Raw genomic sequence first — 18902 nt, forward strand, 5'->3', positions numbered from 1 at the left:
GGGCCTCACCGAGCAGGGTGGCGGCGCGGTCGGCGGCCCAGGCGCGGGCGCCGGAGTCCTCGATGAGCGCGGCGGCGCGGATCGTCTCCTCGCCGGTGAGGGGCTCCTCGCGCAGGTAGAGCGCGGCCAGTTCGGTGCCGGCCGGGGTGCCGGAGGTGAGGGCCGCGACGACGGGCAGCGACTTCTTGCCGCTGCACAGGTCGGAATGGACGGGTTTGCCGGTGACCGCCGGTTCGCCCCAGATGCCGAGCAGGTCGTCCACGAGCTGGAACGCGAGGCCGACGCGCTCACCGAAGGCGCGGAAGCGGCCGGCCCGCCCAGGCCCGGCGCCGCCGTGGACGGCGCCGAGCGCGCAGGCCGCGCCGATGAGCGCGCCGGTCTTGCGGCCGGCCATCGCCAGGCATTCGTCGACCGTGACGTCGCCGCGCCGCTCGAACTCCAGGTCGGCGCACTGCCCCTCGACCAGCTCGACGACCGCCCGGCCGAGGACGCGGACGCTGCGCGCCAGCGCCGGGGACGGCTTCTCGGCGAGCACCTCGAAGGCCGCCGCGAGGAGCCCGTCGCCGGTCAGGATCGCGGCGTTCGCCCCGAAGACGGTCCAGGCGGTGCGGCGGTGCCGGCGGGTGCGGTCGCCGTCCATCACGTCGTCGTGCAGGAGCGAGAAGTTGTGCGCCAGCTCGACCGCCACGGCGGCCGGGAGGGCGGCCCCCGCCGTCCCCCCGGCCGCCTCCGCGGCGAGCAGTGCGAGCGCGGGACGGATCGCCTTGCCGCCCGGCCCGGCGGCCGGCCGCCCCCGCTCGTCGCACCAGCCGAAGTGGAACGCCGCGACGGAGCGCGACGCGTCCGGCATGGTCTCGACCGCGCGCCGCAGCGCGGGGTCGAGCAGGCGGCGGCTCCAGGCGAGCACCTCGGCCGCCGTGCGGGGGCGGTGGTCCGGCCCCGGACGGTGGTCGCAGGCGACGACGGCCGGGTCGTCCTTCCAGGCGGGCATGGCACGTCCCTCTCGTCGGCGGGCGATGCTGGCCTTCGTCAGCGGGCGATCTCGACGTTCTCCAGGACGCCGAGGGCGTCGGGGACCAGCACCGCGGCCGAGTAGTAGGCGCTGACCAGGTAGGTCAGCAGCCCCTTGGCGTCGACGCCGGTGAACCGGACCGACAGCCCCGGCCGGACCTCGCCGGACAGCCCGGTGCGGCGCAGCCCGATGACGCCGTGGTCGTCCTCCCCGGTGCGCAGGGCGAGGATCGAGCTGGTCCCGGCCGGACTGATCGGGATCTTGTCGCACGGGAAGATCGGGACGCCGCGCCAGGCGTGCACGCGGCGGCCGTCCACCTCCACGGGCGCCGGGTAGATGCCGAGGCGGGTGCACTCGCGGCCGATCGCGGCGATCGTCCTCGGGTGGGCGAGGAAGAACCGGGTCTTGCGGCGCCGCGCCAGCAGCTCGTCCATGTCGTACGGGGTCGGCGGCCCGCCGCCGGTCTGGATGCGCTGCCGCAGGTCGGCGTTGTGCAGCAGGCCGAAGTCACGGTTGTTGACCAGCTCGTGCTCCTGCCGCTCCGCGACCTCCTCGATCGTCAGCCGGAGCTGCTGCTCGACCTGGTCCATCGGCCCGTTGTAGAGGTCGGCGACGCGGCTGTGGACGCGCAGGAGCGTCTGGGTGACGCCCATCTCGTACTCGCGCGGCGAGCCCTCGTAGTCGACGAACGTGCCGGGCAGCACGGGTTCGCCGGCGTGCCCGGCCGCCAGCTCGATCACCGCCTCGCCGTGCCTGGTCTGCGGCGGGGCGGGCGCGTCCCGGTACGCCTCCAGGTGCGCGCGGAGCGCGTCGGACCGGCCGGTCAGCTCCTCGATCGCCGCCCGCCCCAGGGACAGGACGGTCGTGGGGGTCCGGGCGCGGAACGTGTGCGGCCACTCCGCGGACGTGTCCAGCAGCGCCGTGTCGCCGAAGAACCGGCCGTCCGCGTGGACGCCGATCAGGGAGCCGGCGTCGTACTCGCCCGGTCCGACCTCCTCGACCTTGCCGTGCGCGATGAGGTGGACGGCGTCGAGCGGCCGGCCCGCCTCCGCGATCGTCTCGCCGGGGGCGTACTCGCGCTGCTCGAACCGCGCGGCGAGACCGTCCAGGAGCGCGGGGTCGGCCAGGCCGCGCAGCGGCGGCAGCTCGGCCAGCTCCGGCGGGACGACCCTGACGTCGGCGCCGTCGTTGAGGAACGTCACCAGCCCGTCGCCGAGCTGGTAGGTGAGCCTGCGGTTCACCCGGTAGGTGCCGGCGTCCGCCCGCACCCACGGCAGCTGCGCCATCAGCCACCGCGGGGTGATGCCCCGCATCTGCGGGACGGACTTGGTCGTCGTCGCGAGGTTGCGTGCGGCCCGCGTGCCGAGGGCCAGCCGCTGCTCGGTCACTCGCCGCCGCCGTGCGCGATCTCGACGGACTCCAGCATGCCGAGCGCGTCGGGCACCAGGACGGCGGCCGAGTAGTAGGCGCTGACCAGGTAGGAGATGAGCGCCTTCTCGTCGATGCCCATGTAGCGGACCGACAGGCCGGGCTGGTACTCGTCCGGCAGCCCGGTCTGGTGCAGGCCGACGACGCCCTGCGCCGCCTCGCCGGTCCGCATCAGCAGGATCGAGCTGGTCCGCGTCGGGCTGACCGGGATCTTGTTGCACGGGAAGATCGGCACGCCCCGCCAGCCGGGGACCTTGTGGCCGCCGACGTCGACGCTGTCGGGGTAGACGCCGCGCGCGCTGCACTCGCGCCCGAACGCGGCGATCGACTTCGGGTGGGCGAGGAAGAACGCCGGGTCCTTCCAGACGACGGTGAGCAGCTCGTCCATGTCGTCGGGCGTGGGCGGGCCGGAGCGGGTGTGGATGCGCTGCGACAGGTCGGCGTTGTGCAGCAGGCCGAAGTCGCGGTTGTTGACGAGCTCGTTCTCCTGCCGCTCGCGCAGCGCCTCGATGGTCAGCCGGAGCTGCTGCTCGACCTGGTCCATCGGCTGGTTGTAGAGGTCGGCGACGCGGGTGTGGACGCGCAGGACGGTCTGCGCGACGCTCAGCTCGTACTCCCGGGGCGAGCCTTCGTAGTCGACGAACGTCCCCGGCAGGACGGGCTCGCCGGCGTGCCCGGACGCCACGTCGATCGCCGCCTCGCCGTGCGCGTTGTGCGCGCGCGCCGGGCTGGCCTTGTACTCCTCCAGGTGCGCTTGCAGCGACGCGGACTGGCCGAGCGTCTCCTGGAAGTCGGTCTCGCTCATGCTGAGGATCGTGCAGGCGGTCACGGCCTTGACCGTGTGGTCCCACTCCGCGGGCCCCTCGCCCTCCTCCGTGCCGAGGAGGGCCTGCTCGCCGAAGAAGTCGCCGTTCGCGAGCGTCCCGAGGACGGCGTCGGCGCCGTACTCCCCGGCACCGATCTTGCTGAGCTTGCCGTGCGCGACGAGGACGACGCGGTCGACGGGACGTCCGCGCTCCACGACGACGTCGCCGGGCTCGTACTCCTGCTGGGTGAAGCGCCCGGCGATGGCGTCCAGGGCGAGGTCGTCGTCGAAGCCGCGCAGCGGGGCCAGCTCGCCCAGCTCGCGCGGGATGACCCGCACGTCGGCGCCGGTGGTCACGAACGTGACCCGGCCGTCGCCGAGCGTGTAGGTGAGCCGCCGGTTGACCCGGTAGGCGCCGCCGGACGCCTCCACCCACGGCAGCAGCTTCAGCAGCCACCGCGACGTGATGCCCTGCATCTGCGGGACGGACTTGGTCGTGGTCGCCAGGTTCCGCGCAGCCGCGGTACCGAGGCTCTGTTGCTGCTGCTCTTGCTGCTGCTGTTCCGTCACGTCCGCACCACCGATTCGTCGTGGGTCTGTCAGGAAGGGGCCGCGTTCGGCCATCGGTGACGCTACAGACGGTAATCGGCAGATCGCAACGAGCCATCCCCCACTTCGGCTTGGCCTCGCCGCCACACAAGTAGCACCCTCGCGACCGAATATGCCACCGAGGACATATGACCGGACGGTTATGATTGCGTCATGTCGTCCGCGTTCGCCGTGCTCGCCGAGCCGACCCGCCGCCACATCCTGGATTTGCTGCTGGAGCGCCCCCGCCCGGTCGGCGAACTCGTCGAGCAACTGGGGCTCACGCAGCCGGGGACGTCCAAGCACCTCAAAGTGCTGCGCGACGCGGGCCTCGTCCAAGCCCGCCAGGAGGCGCAGCGCCGCGTGTACGAGGTCCGCCTGGAGCCGCTCACCGAAGTCGACGTCTGGCTGGCCCCCTACAGACGCGCATGGGCGGCACGGCTCGACGCCCTCGAACAACACCTCGACGCGGGAGAGTGACGGGCCCGGCGGGAGGCAAGCCGACGACCAGCGTCCTTTACCCTCGGTGCAGGTTTCATTGCAGGTCAGGCCAGGTGTGCGTGAGGCAAATCACGTGGTTCGACGGCCTGGGCAAGGAAAGATCGACCGCTTCCCGGTGTTACACCCGATGAGCATCGGGTCCGGTCAGGACGGGCCCGCGGAAACCGAGGGGAGGCTCCCAGTGGCCGGAGTCTGGACAGCACTGGCGATCGAGACCGGCACCGCACTGGTGATCGCGGGTTCGCTGGCGGGCTGGGCCCGCCGGCACTTCGCCCGCTCGCACTGACGGCGCCGTCACCTCGCCCCGGAACCCGCCGGTTCCGGGGCGTTCTCCGTTCCGGCCCGCTCGATCGGCACGCCCGCCGTCTCCGGGATCTTGATGATCGGGTACAGCGCCACCAGCCCGGCGATCATCAGGTAGTAGGCGGGGATGTAGTTGGACCCCGTCGCGTCGATGAGCGAGCCGACCAGCACGGCGACCGTCCCGCCGAACACCGACGTCGAGATGTTGTAGCCGATCGCGAACGCCCCGTACCGCACCTTGGTGGGGAACATCGCGGGGAACGTCGCCCCGATCACGGCCAGCATCAGCACCAGCAGGCCGCCGACGATCGCGTAGCCGAGGGCCACCCCGAGGGCGCTGTTGGTCTGCATGAGCGCGAACGCCGGCCAGGACAGGAAGATGTAGCCGATCGCCGCGGTGATCAGCAGCGGTTTCCGGCCGATCCGGTCCGACAGCGCGCCGAGCGGCAGGATCACCATGATCATCAGCGCCTCCACCAGGATGGTGATGAGCTGCGCCGTGGTGTCGTTCTTGTCCAGGTAGTCGACGAGGTAGGACGGCATGAACGTCAGCAGCGTGTAGTCCGCGACGTTCAGCAGGAACACGATGCCGATGAGCATCAGGATGACGCGCCAGTAGTGCTCCAGCGTGTCCCGCAGCGGCGACTCGGACTTGTTGCCCGCCTCCTCCATCTTCTGGAACGTCGGGGTGTCCTCGATGCGCGTCCGGACGAACAGGCCGACCATGCCGAGCGGCAGCGCGATCATGAACGGGATGCGCCAGCCCCAGTCGTGCATCGACTCCGTGCTGAGCGCCAGGTCCATCAGCAGGACGAGCCCGGCGCCGAGGATGTACCCCGACAGCGTGCCGAGCTCCAGGAACGCGCCGAAGAACCCGCGCCGGTTCGTCGGCGCGTACTCGGCGATCATCGTGGCGGCGCCGCCGTACTCGCCGCCCGTCGAGAAGCCCTGGACCAGCCGGACGCCGAGCAGCAGCAGCGGCGCGGCGATCCCGATCGTGGTGTAGCCGGGCAGGATGCCGATCACGAACGTGGAGCCCGACATCAGGATGATCGTGGCGGCCAGCACCCGCTTGCGGCCGAGCTTGTCGCCCATCGGCCCGAAGAACATCCCGCCGAACGGGCGGGCGAGGAACGCCGCCGCGATCAGCGCGAACGAGCGCAGCGTCGCGCTGCCGGCCGCCCCCTCGGGGAAGAAGACCGTGCCGACGATCGAGGTCATCACGCCGGCGCTGAACACGCCGAAGTCGAACCACTCCACGCAGTTGCCCATCGCCGAGGCGATCACGGCTTTGCGGACCGCGGACTCGTCGACCTCTTCCTTCGACAGGTTCACGCCGTCACCGGCCTGCCGCGGTTCCTCCCCGGGGGCGGGGTTCATCGAGTCGCTCACGGAATGCCCCTGCCCGAAGATCAGCAAAGATAACGCCGTGTTGGGGTTCCGATGACTCAGCGAACGCGGTTACGGGTCAGGCCCTGCGGGACTTTCGGGGCGTCCGCGCGGTGTCCTCGTCGTCCTCGCCGCCGGGTTCCAGCAGGTCGTCGGGCAGTGTGGGGAGGACGGTGGTGCGCTGCGGATCGCTCTCGGCCGGATCTTCCGGCTCTTCCGGAACTTCCGCTTCTTCGGGCGGCCCGGGAAGCTCGTCGGTGGTCTGCGGGTCGCCGGCGTCGAGCAGTTCGTCGAGGGTCGCGGTGCTCTGCGGGTCGGCCTCCGGCCCGTCCAGCAGGTCGTCCTCCGGGATCGCGACGAGGGCCTGCGTCTCCTGCGCCTCCCGCGTGATCACCCCGCTGGCGAGGACGGTGTTGCGGTGCCGCAGCGCGCCGTTCTCGCGGAGCAGGTTGTCGACGTCGGCGCGGCCGCGGGCGATGCGGCGGCTCAGCCGGACGTGCACGAGCAGGCCGCCCGCCGCGCCGCCGAGGACGAACCCGGCGACCGGGAGGCCGACGGCCGCCGGCGCGAGCGTGGCGACCAGCGCGACCACGACCAGCGCGACGACCACCCCGAGCGCGAGATAGTGCTGCTCCATCCAGTCCAGGACGGTGTTGACGCGCTTGGGAATCCGCACTCGTCTTCTCCTCCACTCGGCTCGGAACGGGGACAACGACCGGGCCGCGGCACGATGTTCCATCGTGCTCCGGCACCGTGGCACGGCCGTTCCAGGGGACGCCGCCGGGCTCGCGGCCGGGACGGGTCGGGGCTCGCGCCGGTCCCGGCGCGCCGCCTGTCGCTCACGCGCCTCCCGCGGTTCGTGACCGGAGGGAGACCTTCGAAACACTAACAGGACGTGACGCCGGCTCCCACCCGGCGCCCCGCGTGCGCCGGCCGGGATGCGAGCACCAGCCCAGGGCGAATATCGTCCACTGATATGAGCGAACACTTTGACGTCGTGGTCCTGGGCGCGGGCCCGGGTGGATATGTCGCCGCGATCCGGTCGGCACAGCTCGGGCTGAAGACGGCGATCATCGAGGAGAGGTACTGGGGCGGGGTGTGCCTCAACGTCGGCTGCATCCCCTCGAAGGCGCTGCTGCGCAACGCCGAGCTGGCGCACATCTTCACCCGGGAGCAGGAGACCTTCGGGATCAGCGTCGAGGGCAGCGTGTCCTTCGACTACGGCGTCGCCTTCCAGCGCAGCCGCCAGGTGTCGGACAAGCTCGTCAAGGGCGTCCAGTTCCTGATGAAGAAGAACAAGATCACGTCCTATGACGGGCGCGGCACCTTCACCGACCCGAACACGCTGCAGGTGTCGCGGCAGGACGGGTCGAGCGAGACGGTGACGTTCGGCAGCTGCATCATCGCGGCGGGCGCGCACACCAAGCTGCTGCCGGGGACGTCCCTGTCGGAGCGGGTCGTCACCTACGAGGAGCAGATCCTCAGCGCCGAGCTGCCGGGGAGCATCGTCATCGCGGGTGCGGGCGCGATCGGCGTCGAGTTCGCCTACGTCCTGCACAACTACGGGGTGAAGGTCACGATCGTCGAGTTCCTCGACCGGATGGTCCCGAACGAGGACGCCGACGTGTCGAAGGAGCTGGCGAAGCGGTACCGCAAGCTCGGCGTGGACGTCCTCACCTCCACCCGGGTGGACGCCATCGACGACTCCGGAGACAAGGTCAAGGTCACCGTCACCGGCAAGGACGGCGCCCAGCAGGTCATCGAGACCGACAAGGTGCTGCAGGCGATCGGCTTCCAGCCGAACGTGGACGGCTACGGCCTGGAGAAGGCCGGCGTCGCCCTGACCGAGCGCGGCGCGATCGACGTGGACGGCCGCTGCCGGACGTCGGTCCCGCACATCTACGCCATCGGCGACGTCACCGCCAAGCTGATGCTCGCGCACGCCGCCGAGGCGATGGGCATCGTCGCGGCCGAGACGATCGCGGACGCCGAGACGATGGAGCTCGACTACGTGATGATCCCCCGCGCCACCTACTGCCAGCCGCAGGTCGCCTCGTTCGGCTGGACGGAGGCGCAGGCCAAGGAGCAGGGCTTCGACGTCAAGACCGCCAAGTTCCCCTACAGCGCCAACGGCAAGGCGCTCGGCATGGGCGAGGGCGACGGCTTCGTCAAGGTGATCAGCGACGCCAAGTACGGCGAGATCCTCGGCGCGCACATGATCGGCCCGGAGGTCACCGAGCTGCTGCCCGAGCTGACCCTCGCCCAGCAGTGGGACCTGACGGTCAACGAGGTGGCCCGCAACGTCCACGCCCACCCGACCCTGGGCGAGGCGATGAAGGAGGCCGTGCACGGCCTGGCCGGCCACATGATCAACCTCTGAGGTCCGGAGACGGGAGAAGGCCGCCGCCGCGGACGGGATCCGCGGCGGCGGCCTTCCCACGTCAGGAGGCGGGCCAGAGGGTCAGGGCCTCGTAGGCGGGGCGCCATTCGCCTTCGTAGGCGGCGCGCACCGGCGGAGGCGCGACCCCCAGCAGCGATGCCACCACCGCGTCGTCGGCGCCGTCGAGCATCCACGGGATCACGCGCGGGCTGTCGGGACCGACGAGTTCGCCGTGGACCTTGCCGAAGTTCTGGAACTGCTCGAGGGTCAGGGTGGCGTCCATCAGGGGGATCGCCTCCTTCTCCTCGTGGGCCAGGTGGGCGGTCAGGTCGGCGGCGAGGGCGTCGACGAGGTCGCCGACGGGGTCGGTGCCCGTGTCGACGGCCTCGATGACGGGGTCGATGGCGGCGTGCTCGGCCTCCATCGCGTCCAGGAGCGCCAGGTCTCCGGGACGGTCTTCGAGCGTCCTGGACAGCACCGGCCAGAGCGCCCGGTCCTCGGCGGTGTGGTGGGCATGCAGGGCCGTCTTGAACAGCTCCCAGCCCGCGGCGGCCGCCAGGACGCGGCGGGGGTCGTCGCCCATGCGGGCGGTGGCCTTCGCGAGGCGCTCCAGCTCCCGTCGCAGCGCATCGTGCATGGCGTACATGGGGGTCCACTCGAAATTGCTCACGTTTCCTCCTTCATCCACTGCACTGACGGAGCGCGCGAAGGAAACGTGACCGATCAGGACGTGGGGGCCGGAGTCGCGAGGCGGCTCAGGAGGCGCTGGCCCTGGCGGGGGCTGATCTCCAGGCGGCGCGCCAGCTCGGCGCCGGTGATGCCGGGCTCGGCGTCGATGATGGACAGGGCGCGGGCCTCGTTGTCGGTGGCGACGCTGCGCGGGACCCTCTTCTTGGGCGGAGCCTTGGGCTGCGGAGCCGGTTTCGGCGCCGGTTTCGGGGCGGTGAGCTCGGTGACGCGGGCGAGAGCCTGGTCGAGCATGACACCGTCGGCGAGCATCCAGACGACGTCGGCGGGCGCCTTCGTCTTCCACTTGCGGCCGTAGTGGGCGTCCAGGAGGGCCAGCGCGTGGCGGCGGCGCTGCTCGGCGACCAACGCCTGTGGGTAGGACGTGATCTGCCACAGCACCATGCGGCGCCACAGCCGGAACGTCGAGAACGGGGCCAGCAGCCAGCGGGCGAGCGGGATGCCCTCGCGGACGGTCCCGGCGGCGATCCCGGCGCGGCGGCGGATCGCGTGCCGGACGGCCTCGATGAACGTGATGAACAGGACCGGCATGGCCGCGTGCATGACCATGCCGGTCACGTCGCCGTGCGCGGCGGACACGTTGAGCCAGACGGTGGCGGCGGTGAACGCGAACGCCATCCAGCGCAGCGCCGGCATCGGCATGGCCAGCCATTCCAGCAGCAGCGCGACCGAGACCAGCGCGAGGATGCCGAGGTCGACGCCGGCCGGGACGATCCACGCCTGGCCGCCGAACCAGGGCTCGGCGACGCCCTGGACGGAGGCGAACGACCCGTACCCGCCGAGGCCGGCCAGGCCGGCGAAGAACAGGCCGCCGGCCCCGGCCAGGACGCGCTGCGCCCGGGTCAGCGGCTCGATCGTCCGCGCCTCGTCCATCGGGTTCCTCCCGCACGGGGTGTCTGGATCACCCAGTGACGGTACAGCTCCGTCCGGGACGAAACCGGCAATATCGCCCAGCCGTCAGCGGAGCGGGTCGAAGGGGTCCAGCTCGCCCGGGCGGTGACCAGTGGCGATCATCTCGGCGAGCAGACGGCCGGTCGCCGGGCCGAGCGTGATGCCCCACATGCCGTGCCCGCCGGCGGCGAAGACGCGCGGCGAGCGGGTGGCGCCGATCAGCGGCAGGCCGTCCCGCGTGCAGGGCCGGGAACCGACCCACTCGTCCTGGCGGGCGTCCAGGTCGGCGCCGCGCAGCAGCGGACGCGCGGCCTCGACGATCGCGTCGACCCGGCGCGGGTCGAGCGCCGCCTCCGGGCGGCGGAACTCCATCATCCCGGCGACGCGCAGCCGGTCGCCGAGCGGCGTGCAGGCCACACGCTGCGCGGGGAAGTAGACCGGGCCGTCCGGGACGCGGTCCATCGGCACGCTGAAGCTGTAGCCGCGGCCCGCCTGGACCAGGGAGCGGACACCGAACCGCTTGGCGAGGTCGCCGAGCCACACGCCGCTCGCGATCACGACGGTGTCGAACGCCTCCGCGTCGCTCCCGCCGGTGCGCACGGACACGCCGCCCGCTTCGTCGCGGATGTCGGTGACGGCCGCGCCCGCCCGGATCTTCCCGCCCCGGTCGCGGACGGAGTCGGCCAGCGCGTGCACGAACACACCCGGGTTGATGAAGCGCTGGCCGCGCAGCAGGATCGCCGCGCCGACCTCCCCGGACAGGGCGGGCTCCACCCGCCGCGCCTCGTCGCCGTCCAGGACCTCGTACTCCAGCTCCTGGCCGGCCGCGCGGATGTGCTCGATCTCCTCCAGCAGGACGCGGCGCTCCCCGGCCGTCCGGTAGGCGGCGAGGAACGATCCGGCCTCGTTCGTCCTCGCCTTGACGCCGCCGTCCAGCAGGGCGTCGAAGCTCGGCAGCGCCCGCCCGTTGATCGGCACGAGCGACTCCATCGCGCGCCGCCACCGGGCCGCGGTGCTGTTGCGGGCGAACCCCGCGAGGAACCTGAGCAGCTTCGGGTTCGCGCTCGGCGGGACGTAGACGGGCGACGACGGGCTGAGCACCGCGCGCACGCCGTAGGAGAGGACGGCCGGTTCGGGCAGCGGCGTCGCCAGGCCGGGCGTCAGCCATCCGGCGTTGCCCCAGGACGCGCCCGCCGCGACGTCCCGCCGGTCGAACACGGTGACGTCGGCACCGTGCTCCTGCAGGAACCATGCGGTGGACAGCCCGACCATGCCGGCGCCCACGACGGCGACTCGACGCGCCATGACCTCTCCTCTCCTCGTGAAACGGATCACTTCGATGGTGATACGCCCGCGCGCCCGCACCTTCGTTCGTTCCGGCCAATCTGAACGGATCGCATAGTGTTGAACGCACAATGATCAGCTTGCGCGGCCTCGTCGACTCCCTGGGCCCCGGCCTCCTCCGCATGGTCGAGGACGGCCCCGACGCCCAGGTGCACGACGTCGTCCTGGCCGAACCGGGCGAGGCCGCCGGCCGGCCCGGCGAGATCGTCCTCGGCGCGGGCACACCGGACGCCGTGGCGCTCCTGGAACAGGCGGACACGACGGGAGCGGCGGGCATCGTCCTGAAGGCGCCCCTGCCCCCCGAGGTCGTCAGCGCCGCCCGCCGGCTGCGCCCCGCACTGATCGAACTACAGCCGGACACGTCCTGGACGCACGTCATCTGGCTGATCCGCGGCGCCATCGACCGCGCCTACGCCCCCCTGCCCGGACCGTCCGGCCCGCACGACGACCTGTTCGCCCTGGCCGACACGGCCGCGGAGATCGCGGACGCGCCGGTCACGCTGGAGGACGCCCGCTCCCGCGTCCTCGCCTACTCCGGCCGCCAGGACAGCACCGACCCCGCCCGCGTCTCCACGATCGTCGGCCGCCGCGTCCCGCCCCAGGTCATCGCCCACCTGCGCGCCTCGGGCGTGTTCCGCAAGCTGGCACGGTCGAGCGACCCGGTCCTCGTCCCCGAGGGCCCGGACGGCATGCTGCCCCGGCTGGTCGTCCCGGTCCGCGCCGGCGGCGAATGGCTGGGCTCGATCTGGGTCGTGGCACGCACACCGATCCCGTCCGACCGCGTCAAACGCCTGGCCGATCTGGCCTCCGTCCTGGCCCTGCACCTCCTGCGCCTGCGCGCCGAGGCCGGAGTGGCCCGCCGCGTCTCGGCCGACCAGCTGCGCGCCGCCCTCCGCGACGGCGCGCACCCCGTCCCGGCACCCCCGCCATGGCGCGTGGCGGCCCTGGGCGGCCGCGACGAAACCGAGGACACCCGCCGGCGCCTCGACCTGTGGGACGCGATCGTGCACCGCTTCGGCTGGCATCGCCCCCTCCTCGCCGACCTCGACGGCACGATCTTCGCGGTGCTGACGGACCCCGGACACGACACCACCGAAGCCGGAACGCTGCCCTGGCTGCGCGACGTCCTCCTCCGCGTCCGCGCCCACGACCTGTACGCGGCGGCCGGCTCCCTGGCCCGCTCCCCGGCCGACCTCCCCCGCTCCCGCTCCGAGGCCGCCGAACTGGCCGCCCTGATCACCTCGGGCCGCCTCACCCCCGGAGCGGTCATCCTTGAGGACGCCTGGGACGCCGTCACCGTCGAACGCGCCAGAAAGGCCGTCACCGGAGACGCGCTCGGCGGCCCCGTCCCAGCCCTCCGAACCCACGACGACAAGCACGGAACGGCCTTCCTCCCGACTCTCGCCGCCTGGCTGGACCACTACGGCGACACGAAAGGCACCGCCCAGGCCCTGGACGTCCACCCCAACACCCTCCGCCACCGCCTACGCCGCATGACCGAGGTAACCCCACTGGACCTCTCGTCCCCCCAAAGACGCCTGGCCCTACGCCTCCAACTACACGCCCTACTCGCGACCTAGCCCCCCCACCGTCTACCGCGACGGCAGCGAGGGGTTGCGGCCGGTGGCCTTTCAACGCCCCGGCCGATCCGGCAGGTCACGGTGCCGGCGAAGCGGCCCGGCCAACAGGACCAACCCGGTCATGGACAGCACGCTCATGATGATCCACATGGCGGGGCGGATACCGAAGGCGGTGCCGAGGGACCCACCGAGCAGCGCGCCCAGCGGGATGGTCCCGTAGCTGACCAGCTGCATGCTCACCGTGACGCGGCCGAGCATGCCGTGCGGACTGTAGGTCTGCCGGAAGCTCCCCTTGAGGACGTTGCCGACCGCGGCCCCGGCACCGACGACGAACCCGCCCGCAACCGTCAGCGCCAGTCCCGCCCCTGGCGTGGTGAGCGGAATCAGGAGCCCGAACGGTGCCGCCCCGATCTCGGCGATGAGCAGGCTGCGGGCCGATCCGAAGCGACGGGCCACGGCGGACGAGGCAGCGCCGATCACTCCGCCGAGACCGGTGGCGGCGGCGAGGCCGCCGACCATGCCCGGACTCACGCCGACCTCGCGGACCAGGAAGACGGCCAGGATCGACTGGTAACCGGCCAGTCCGATGTTGCTGAATGCCGAGAACAGCGTCAGCACCCGCAGATAGGGGTCCCGGACCACGAATCGGATGCCCTGCCCGATCTCCCGCCGCAGCGTGCCGCCGTGCCGGGCACGCTCGGGACGCGGCTCGCGGGCCCGGATCGCCAGCAGGCAGAGCGCCGAGACCAGGAAGCTCGCCGCATCGATGAGCAGCGCGTTCACCGCACCGGCGAGCTGCGCGACCAGGCCCGCCACCCCCGGACCGCCGACCTGGGCGGCGGCCTCGCTCGCCTGCACCTTGGCGTTGCCCTCGACCAGGTCGCCCCGCTCCAAAAGGCATGGCAGATAAACCTGGTAGGCCGTCTGGAAGAAGACACTCGCGGTACCGGCTCCCAGCGCGACGGCCAGCAGGTGGCCGATGGTCAGCCGATCCAGCCACGCGGCGACCGGAACGCTGAGAAAGAGCAGCAGGGCGACCAGGTCGCAGGCGAGCATCACCGGCCGGCGCGGCAGCCGGTCCACCCATGCCCCGGCCGGCAGGCCGATGAGCGGCCAGGGCAGCCAGGCCGCCGCGGACAGCAGCGCCACCTGGAAGGTACTCGCCCCCAACGTGACGACCGCGACCAGCGGCAAGGCCACGCTTGACACGCTGCTCCCCGCCTTGCCGGCGGTCTGGCCGACCCACAGCAGCCGAAAATCCCGGTGCCGGAACAGACCGCCCGACCTGCGCCCGGAACCGTGCGACGGCGCGAGTCCGGTGGCCGTCACGGCCGCGCCGGCACACCGTGCGCGAACAGGAAGACCGGCTCACGGGCCTGCCCGTCGCCGGAGAGGGTCCGCTGCTCCCACCGGTCGAGCACGGCGAGGATCTCCTCCTCCAGTTCCCCGAGTTCGGCGGGGGTCAGGTGCAGCCACTTGTCGACGGAGAAGGCCGCCCCGTTCCATGCCGGACGTTCCTCCCTGACGGCGTGCCAGGCGCGGACCAGGCTGACCTGCCGGTCGAGGTTGAGCGAGACCGCCGCATTGGCCACCGCCTGGCGGGCCGGGTCGTCATCGAAGTCGCCGGTCACCCAGCGGAGCTCCGGTGCGACCAACCTCCACCAGCGCTCGCGACGGTCCCTGGCCAGTTCCGGTGCCTCCGCGATCAGGCCGGCGGCGCCGAGCACCTTCAGGTGGTGGCTGATGTTGGCCACCGCCTGGTCGGTCCGGTCGGCCAGCGCGCTCGCGGTCGCCGGCCCGTACACCTTGAGCGCGTCCATGAGACGACGGCGCAGCGGGTGCGCCATCGCAGCGAGCACCCGAGAGTCGGTCACCTTGGAATCGTCCGAATCAGTCACGAAAGCCATGGTGAACCCCGAAACAGCAGTTGCACAACAAATATTGCACAACACTGCTTGCTCGACTGTCGGTCGGCCAGCACGCGCGCGGGAGCAGACCAGCCGTTCCCGACAGCCGCCGCGCCTGCAACACGGTCATCGTGTCCCGGCCACCCACAGCGGAGGGGCGGGTGCCGCTGGGCGGGCAGAGCCTCCGGGGCGCGCAACGAAACGCCGTTCTTGGCCGTAAAGACGCAACGAAATGGCTGGTCAGCGCAAGGTTGGCGCATTGGTTTTCCGTCGCGGGCTTTCTAGGCTTCCGATCGAGCGATCCCCCCTTCGGAAGCCATGGAGACACGTATGACCGTCATGCCGGCAATGGAGCCGAGCACTGTCCGGACGGCGCTGCGCAGGCGGTATCTGATGTGCCGTCCGGAGCACTTCGCCGTCACCTACGCGATCAACCCGTGGATGGACCCGGTGGCCGGGGCGGACGCCGGGAAGGCCGTCGAGCAGTGGGAGGCGCTTCGGGCGGCGTACCGATCGCTGGGGCACGCGGTCAGCCTCATCGACCCCATCGAGGGGCTGCCCGACATGGTGTTCGCGGCCAATGGGGCGCTGGTGGTCGGCGGGCGGGTGTACGGGGCGAAGTTCACGTATCCGGAGCGGTACGCGGAAGGGCCCGCGTATGCCAAGTGGATGCTGGAGAACGGGTTCTCCGAGGTGCTGGAGGCGGAGCACACCAACGAGGGGGAGGGCGACTTCCTCACGCTCGACCGTGTGATTCTGGCCGGGACCGGGTTCCGGACGGACATCGCCGCGCATCAGGAGGCGCAGGAGTTCCTCGGACGGCCGGTGGTGACGCTCCGGCTCGTCGACCCGCGCTTCTACCACCTGGACACGGCGCTCTTTCCGCTCGGCGGCGACAACGTCGCGTACTACCCGGGCGCGTTCTCGCCCGGTAGCCGGGCGGTGCTGGAGCGGCTGTTCCCGGAGGCGATCCTGGCGGGGGCGCAGGACGCGGCGGTGCTCGGGCTCAATGCGGTGTGCGACGGACGGAACGTCGTGATCAACGCCGAGGCGGTCGAGCTGATCGAGACGCTCAGGGGACGCGGGTACGAGCCGGTTCCCATTGATCTGTCCGAGTTGCGCAAGGCGGGCGGCGGGCCGAAGTGCTGCACGCTGGAGCTGCGGTCCTAGTCGAGGGCGAGGCGGCGGCGGGCCAGGGCGCGGGTGCGCAGGACGCCCGTCACGCCGATCGCCCAGATGCCGATCTGGACGGTCCATGCCGCGCGGAACGCTCCGGGCGTGAACTCGCCGGACGGTGACAGCGCGTCCAGGACCAGTCCGATCAGCAGGATCGTGACGAGGGAGGCGCAGAAGCCGCCCACGTTGACGATGCCGGTCGCGGTGCCCTGCCGTCCGGGCGGGTTGAACGTCCGGGCGTAGTCGAAGCCGATCATCGAGCCGGGGCCGCCGGGCGCGACGCACAGGACGAGGAGCACCAGCAGCCAGGGCGGCGCGGGCGGTGGGACGGCGAGGACGACCGTCCAGGCGGAGACGTTCAGCGCGACGATGCCGAGGACGAGCCAGGAGCGGCGCAGCGGGTAGCGGGCGACCAGGCGTCCGATGAACGGGCCCGAGACGACGTTGACCAGCACGAACAGGGTCAGCAGGGTCGACGCGGTGGCCGGGCGCATGCCCTGGCCCGACACCAGGTACGGGTAGCCCCACATCAGCGCGAAGGTGTTGGACGAGAACTGCGTCACGAAGTGCGACCAGAGGCCGAGCCGCGTGCCGGGGTGGCGCCAGGCCTCGGCGAGGTTGGTGCCCGTTTCACGGAGGGACGGCACCTTGGCGTCGCCCGGTCCCTTCCGCAGGAAGGCGACGGACAGGACCGCCATGAGGACGCCGAGCGCGGCGGCGGACCCGAACGCGGTGCCCCAGCCGGGGCCGTGCAGCAGGGCGACGAGGGGGATGGCGCTGAGCACCTGGCCGAGCTGTCCGAGCTGCCCGGTGAGTTGGGTGACGACGGGGACGTACCGGCCGGGGAACCAGGTCGCGACGATGCCGAGGACGCTGATGAACGTCATGGCGTCGCCCGCGCCGACCAGCACGCGGGCGGCGACGGCCGTCCCGATGCCGGTGGAGGCGGCCATGAGCGCCTGCCCGCCGGCCATGACGAGCGCGCCGCCGGCGACCATCCAGCGCGGGCCGACGCGGTCGAGCAGCAGCCCGACGGGGATCTGCAGGCCCGCGTAGACGAGCAACTGCAGGACGGTGAAGGACGCGAGGATCCCGGCGGAGGCGTCGAACCGGTGGGCGGCGTCCAGGCCGACGACGCCGAACGAGGTCCGGTGCAGTACCGCCACGGCGTAGGCGAGGACGCCGACGCTCCACAGGGCCCACGCGAGCGGGGTGGCCTTCGCTTTATCAGGGCAGGGGGATTCAAGGGGAGGTTGGACGGTCTGCACGGATATATACGTTATGTCACGACCGTCGGGGCCTCGCCCGGAGGTGCAGCCGCTCCCCCTGCGGCCCGAACAGGCTGAGGATCTCGACGGGCCCGCCCGCGCCGGAGAACCAGTGCGGCAGCCGGGTGTCGAACTCGGCCGCCTCGCCCGGCTCCAGGACCAGCTCGCGGCCCGCGAGGTGCAGGCGCAGCCGCCCGTTCAGCACGTACAGCCAGTCGTAGCCCTCGTGGGACTGCGGCTCCGGGGTCCGCCGGCGTTCCGGGACGATCATCTTGAACGCCTGCATCCCGCCTGGTCTCCGGGTGAGCGGCAGCACGGTCATGTCGTGCATCCGCTGCGGGCGCGGCCGGATCCGCGGATCGCCGACCTCCGGGGCGCCGACCAGCTCGTCCAGCGGGACCTGGTGGGCCTTCGCGAGCGGCAGCAGCAGTTCGAGGCTGGGGCGTCGCTTGCCCGACTCCAGCCGCGACAGCGTGCTCACCGAGATGCCGGTGGCCTCGGCGAGCGCGGTCAGTGTGACGCTTCTCTCCTGCCGCAGCCGCCGCAGGCGGGGCCCGACCTCGGCCAGGACGCCCTCCGTGCTCTCCATGCCTTCATTGCAGGATCGGCAAAGGAGTTTGTCAAATCTGGAAGCCGTCGCGCACGCTCGGGGCATGGACACACGAGACGTACTGATCATCGGTGGCGGGCCGGCGGGGCTGAGCGGCGCCCTGGTCCTCGCCCGCGCCCGCCGCACCGTCACCGTCGTGGACGCGGGCGAGCCCCGCAACGCCGGCGCCGGCCATATGCACGGCTTCTTCACCCGGGACGGCATGCCGCCCGAACGCCTCCTGGAGACCGGCCGCACCGAGGTGCGCGGCTACGGCGGCGAGATCGTCGAGGGGACGGTCACCCGCGCCGAGGAGGGATTCGTCCTCACCCTCGCCGGCGGAGCCCGGCTGAAGGGCCGCCGGCTGCTGGTCACCACCGGCGTGACCGACGTCCTTCCGGACATTCCGGGCTTGCGGGAGAGGTGGGGACGCGAGGTGCAGATGTGCCCCTACTGCCACGGCTGGGAGGTCCGCGACCGGAAGATCGTCGTGCTGGGGACGTCGCCGAACTCCGTCCACCAGGCGTCGCTGGTCCGCCAGTGGTCGCCGGACGTGACGTTCGTCGCGCCGAAGGCCCCGGACGGCGAGGACGCCGCCCGCCTGGACGCGCGCGGCATCCCCGTCGTGGCGAGCGAGGTGCGGCGCGCCGTCGTCGAGGACGACCGGCTCACCGGGCTGGAACTGGCGGACGGCACGGTGCTCGGCTGCGACGCCGTGTTCCTCGCGCCGACGTGGGTCGCCAAGGACGGGCTGCTGACCGACCTCGGCTGCGAGCTCGGCGAGGACGGCTTCGTGAAGGCCGACCAGACCGGGCGGACCAGCGTGCCCGGCGTGTGGGCGGCGGGCAACGTCGTCGCCCCCGCCGGCCAGGTCGTCATGGCGGCCGCCGCGGGCTCCATGGCCGCCGCAATGATCAACGCCGACCTCATCGAAGAGGACGTAGCCGTCCACCTGGCCGCTTCTGCTTAGGGTGGGGCGGTGGACGTGCGGGGG

17 protein-coding genes are annotated in these 18902 nt (G+C 72.1%); 5 read left to right on the plus strand and 12 right to left on the minus strand.

Annotation, left to right across the window (positions count from 1 at the left end; genetic code table 11):
* From E1293_RS30140 to E1293_RS30150, 3 genes are all read right to left on the minus strand, one after another.
* On the minus strand, positions 1-991 hold a 991-nt coding region (locus E1293_RS30140; RefSeq protein ID WP_132200876.1), incomplete at its 3' end, for a polyprenyl synthetase family protein.
* Positions 992-1029: 38 nt separating this feature from the next.
* Complete coding sequence (locus E1293_RS30145) at positions 1030-2400, minus strand: family 2B encapsulin nanocompartment shell protein (RefSeq protein ID WP_243716772.1); 1371 nt, start codon at positions 2398-2400, stop codon at positions 1030-1032.
* Positions 2397-3815 (minus strand): family 2B encapsulin nanocompartment shell protein, encoded by a 1419-nt coding sequence (locus E1293_RS30150; protein WP_243716773.1) that lies wholly within the window; start codon positions 3813-3815, stop codon positions 2397-2399. Before E1293_RS30150 ends, E1293_RS30145 begins: the two co-directional genes overlap by 4 nt.
* A gap of 192 nt (positions 3816-4007) precedes the next feature.
* Here E1293_RS30150 and E1293_RS30155 point away from each other — a divergent pair, with 192 nt between their 5' ends.
* Positions 4008-4313, plus strand: a complete 306-nt coding sequence (locus E1293_RS30155) for an ArsR/SmtB family transcription factor (RefSeq protein WP_132200878.1) — start codon at positions 4008-4010, stop codon at positions 4311-4313.
* A gap of 315 nt (positions 4314-4628) precedes the next feature.
* On the opposite strand, the gene E1293_RS30160 is transcribed toward E1293_RS30155, so the two are convergent.
* Positions 4629-6029: an MFS transporter gene (locus E1293_RS30160; protein WP_243716775.1), complete on the minus strand. Its 1401-nt coding sequence runs from the start codon at positions 6027-6029 to the stop codon at positions 4629-4631.
* Positions 6030-6105: 76 nt separating this feature from the next.
* A complete protein-coding gene (locus E1293_RS30165) occupies positions 6106-6702 on the minus strand; it encodes a hypothetical protein (protein ID WP_132200879.1) in 597 nt (198 codons plus the stop codon).
* A 300-nt stretch (positions 6703-7002) separates the two neighbouring features.
* Here E1293_RS30165 and lpdA point away from each other — a divergent pair, with 300 nt between their 5' ends.
* A complete protein-coding gene (gene lpdA / locus E1293_RS30170) occupies positions 7003-8406 on the plus strand; it encodes a dihydrolipoyl dehydrogenase (RefSeq protein WP_132200880.1) in 1404 nt (467 codons plus the stop codon).
* Positions 8407-8467: 61 nt separating this feature from the next.
* Here lpdA and E1293_RS30175 read toward each other — a convergent pair whose 3' ends face one another.
* The 3 genes from E1293_RS30175 to E1293_RS30185 form a co-directional block, all read right to left on the minus strand.
* On the minus strand, positions 8468-9076 hold the full coding sequence (locus E1293_RS30175; protein WP_243716777.1) for a hemerythrin domain-containing protein: 609 nt from the start codon (positions 9074-9076) through the stop codon (positions 8468-8470).
* A gap of 53 nt (positions 9077-9129) precedes the next feature.
* Positions 9130-10026: a DUF2637 domain-containing protein gene (locus tag E1293_RS30180; RefSeq protein ID WP_132200881.1), complete on the minus strand. Its 897-nt coding sequence runs from the start codon at positions 10024-10026 to the stop codon at positions 9130-9132.
* A gap of 84 nt (positions 10027-10110) precedes the next feature.
* Complete coding sequence (locus tag E1293_RS30185; protein ID WP_132200882.1) at positions 10111-11349, minus strand: NAD(P)/FAD-dependent oxidoreductase; 1239 nt, start codon at positions 11347-11349, stop codon at positions 10111-10113.
* 110 nt (positions 11350-11459) lie between these two features.
* Between E1293_RS30185 and E1293_RS30190 the strand changes: the two genes are divergently transcribed.
* The gene (locus tag E1293_RS30190) at positions 11460-12968 is read left to right on the plus strand and encodes a helix-turn-helix domain-containing protein (RefSeq protein WP_132200883.1); all 1509 of its coding nucleotides are present in this window, start codon (positions 11460-11462) and stop codon (positions 12966-12968) included.
* Between the two features lie 51 nt (positions 12969-13019).
* Here E1293_RS30190 and E1293_RS30195 read toward each other — a convergent pair whose 3' ends face one another.
* Both E1293_RS30195 and E1293_RS30200 read right to left on the minus strand, forming a co-directional pair.
* Positions 13020-14297 (minus strand): MFS transporter, encoded by a 1278-nt coding sequence (locus tag E1293_RS30195; RefSeq protein ID WP_132200884.1) that lies wholly within the window; start codon positions 14295-14297, stop codon positions 13020-13022.
* Complete coding sequence (locus tag E1293_RS30200) at positions 14294-14866, minus strand: ArsR/SmtB family transcription factor (protein WP_207939174.1); 573 nt, start codon at positions 14864-14866, stop codon at positions 14294-14296. Before E1293_RS30200 ends, E1293_RS30195 begins: the two co-directional genes overlap by 4 nt.
* A 339-nt stretch (positions 14867-15205) precedes the next feature.
* Here E1293_RS30200 and ddaH point away from each other — a divergent pair, with 339 nt between their 5' ends.
* Positions 15206-16045 carry a dimethylargininase gene (gene ddaH, locus E1293_RS30205; protein WP_424923695.1) on the plus strand — a complete coding sequence of 280 codons (840 nt, stop codon included), beginning with the start codon at positions 15206-15208 and terminating at the stop codon, positions 16043-16045.
* On the opposite strand, the gene E1293_RS30210 is transcribed toward ddaH, so the two are convergent.
* Both E1293_RS30210 and E1293_RS30215 read right to left on the minus strand, forming a co-directional pair.
* A complete protein-coding gene (locus E1293_RS30210) occupies positions 16042-17319 on the minus strand; it encodes an MFS transporter (protein ID WP_243716779.1) in 1278 nt (425 codons plus the stop codon). The two genes, ddaH and E1293_RS30210, sit on opposite strands and share 4 nt — an antisense overlap.
* A 16-nt stretch (positions 17320-17335) precedes the next feature.
* The gene (locus tag E1293_RS30215; RefSeq protein ID WP_207939175.1) at positions 17336-17908 is read right to left on the minus strand and encodes a helix-turn-helix domain-containing protein; all 573 of its coding nucleotides are present in this window, start codon (positions 17906-17908) and stop codon (positions 17336-17338) included.
* 64 nt (positions 17909-17972) lie between these two features.
* Here E1293_RS30215 and E1293_RS30220 point away from each other — a divergent pair, with 64 nt between their 5' ends.
* Positions 17973-18878: an NAD(P)/FAD-dependent oxidoreductase gene (locus tag E1293_RS30220; protein WP_132200887.1), complete on the plus strand. Its 906-nt coding sequence runs from the start codon at positions 17973-17975 to the stop codon at positions 18876-18878.
* Positions 18879-18902 lie beyond the last annotated feature (24 nt).

This window comes from Actinomadura darangshiensis (assembly GCF_004349235.1).
Taxonomy (GTDB): Bacteria; Actinomycetota; Actinomycetes; order Streptosporangiales; family Streptosporangiaceae; genus Spirillospora; species Spirillospora darangshiensis.

Bases quoted from the DNA above. Each gene is read 5' to 3' on its own strand.
- E1293_RS30185 (WP_132200882.1), bottom strand. From the start codon at position 11,349: ATGGCGCGTCGAGTCGCCGTCGTGGGCGCCGGCATGGTCGGGCTGTCC.
- E1293_RS30220 (WP_132200887.1), top strand. From the start codon at position 17,973: ATGGACACACGAGACGTACTGATCATCGGTGGCGGGCCGGCGGGGCTG.
- E1293_RS30180 (WP_132200881.1), bottom strand. From the start codon at position 10,026: ATGGACGAGGCGCGGACGATCGAGCCGCTGACCCGGGCGCAGCGCGTC.
- E1293_RS30215 (WP_207939175.1), bottom strand. From the start codon at position 17,908: ATGGAGAGCACGGAGGGCGTCCTGGCCGAGGTCGGGCCCCGCCTGCGG.
- lpdA (WP_132200880.1), top strand. From the start codon at position 7,003: ATGAGCGAACACTTTGACGTCGTGGTCCTGGGCGCGGGCCCGGGTGGA.
- E1293_RS30155 (WP_132200878.1), top strand. From the start codon at position 4,008: ATGTCGTCCGCGTTCGCCGTGCTCGCCGAGCCGACCCGCCGCCACATC.
- ddaH (WP_424923695.1), top strand. From the start codon at position 15,206: ATGACCGTCATGCCGGCAATGGAGCCGAGCACTGTCCGGACGGCGCTG.
- E1293_RS30190 (WP_132200883.1), top strand. From the start codon at position 11,460: ATGATCAGCTTGCGCGGCCTCGTCGACTCCCTGGGCCCCGGCCTCCTC.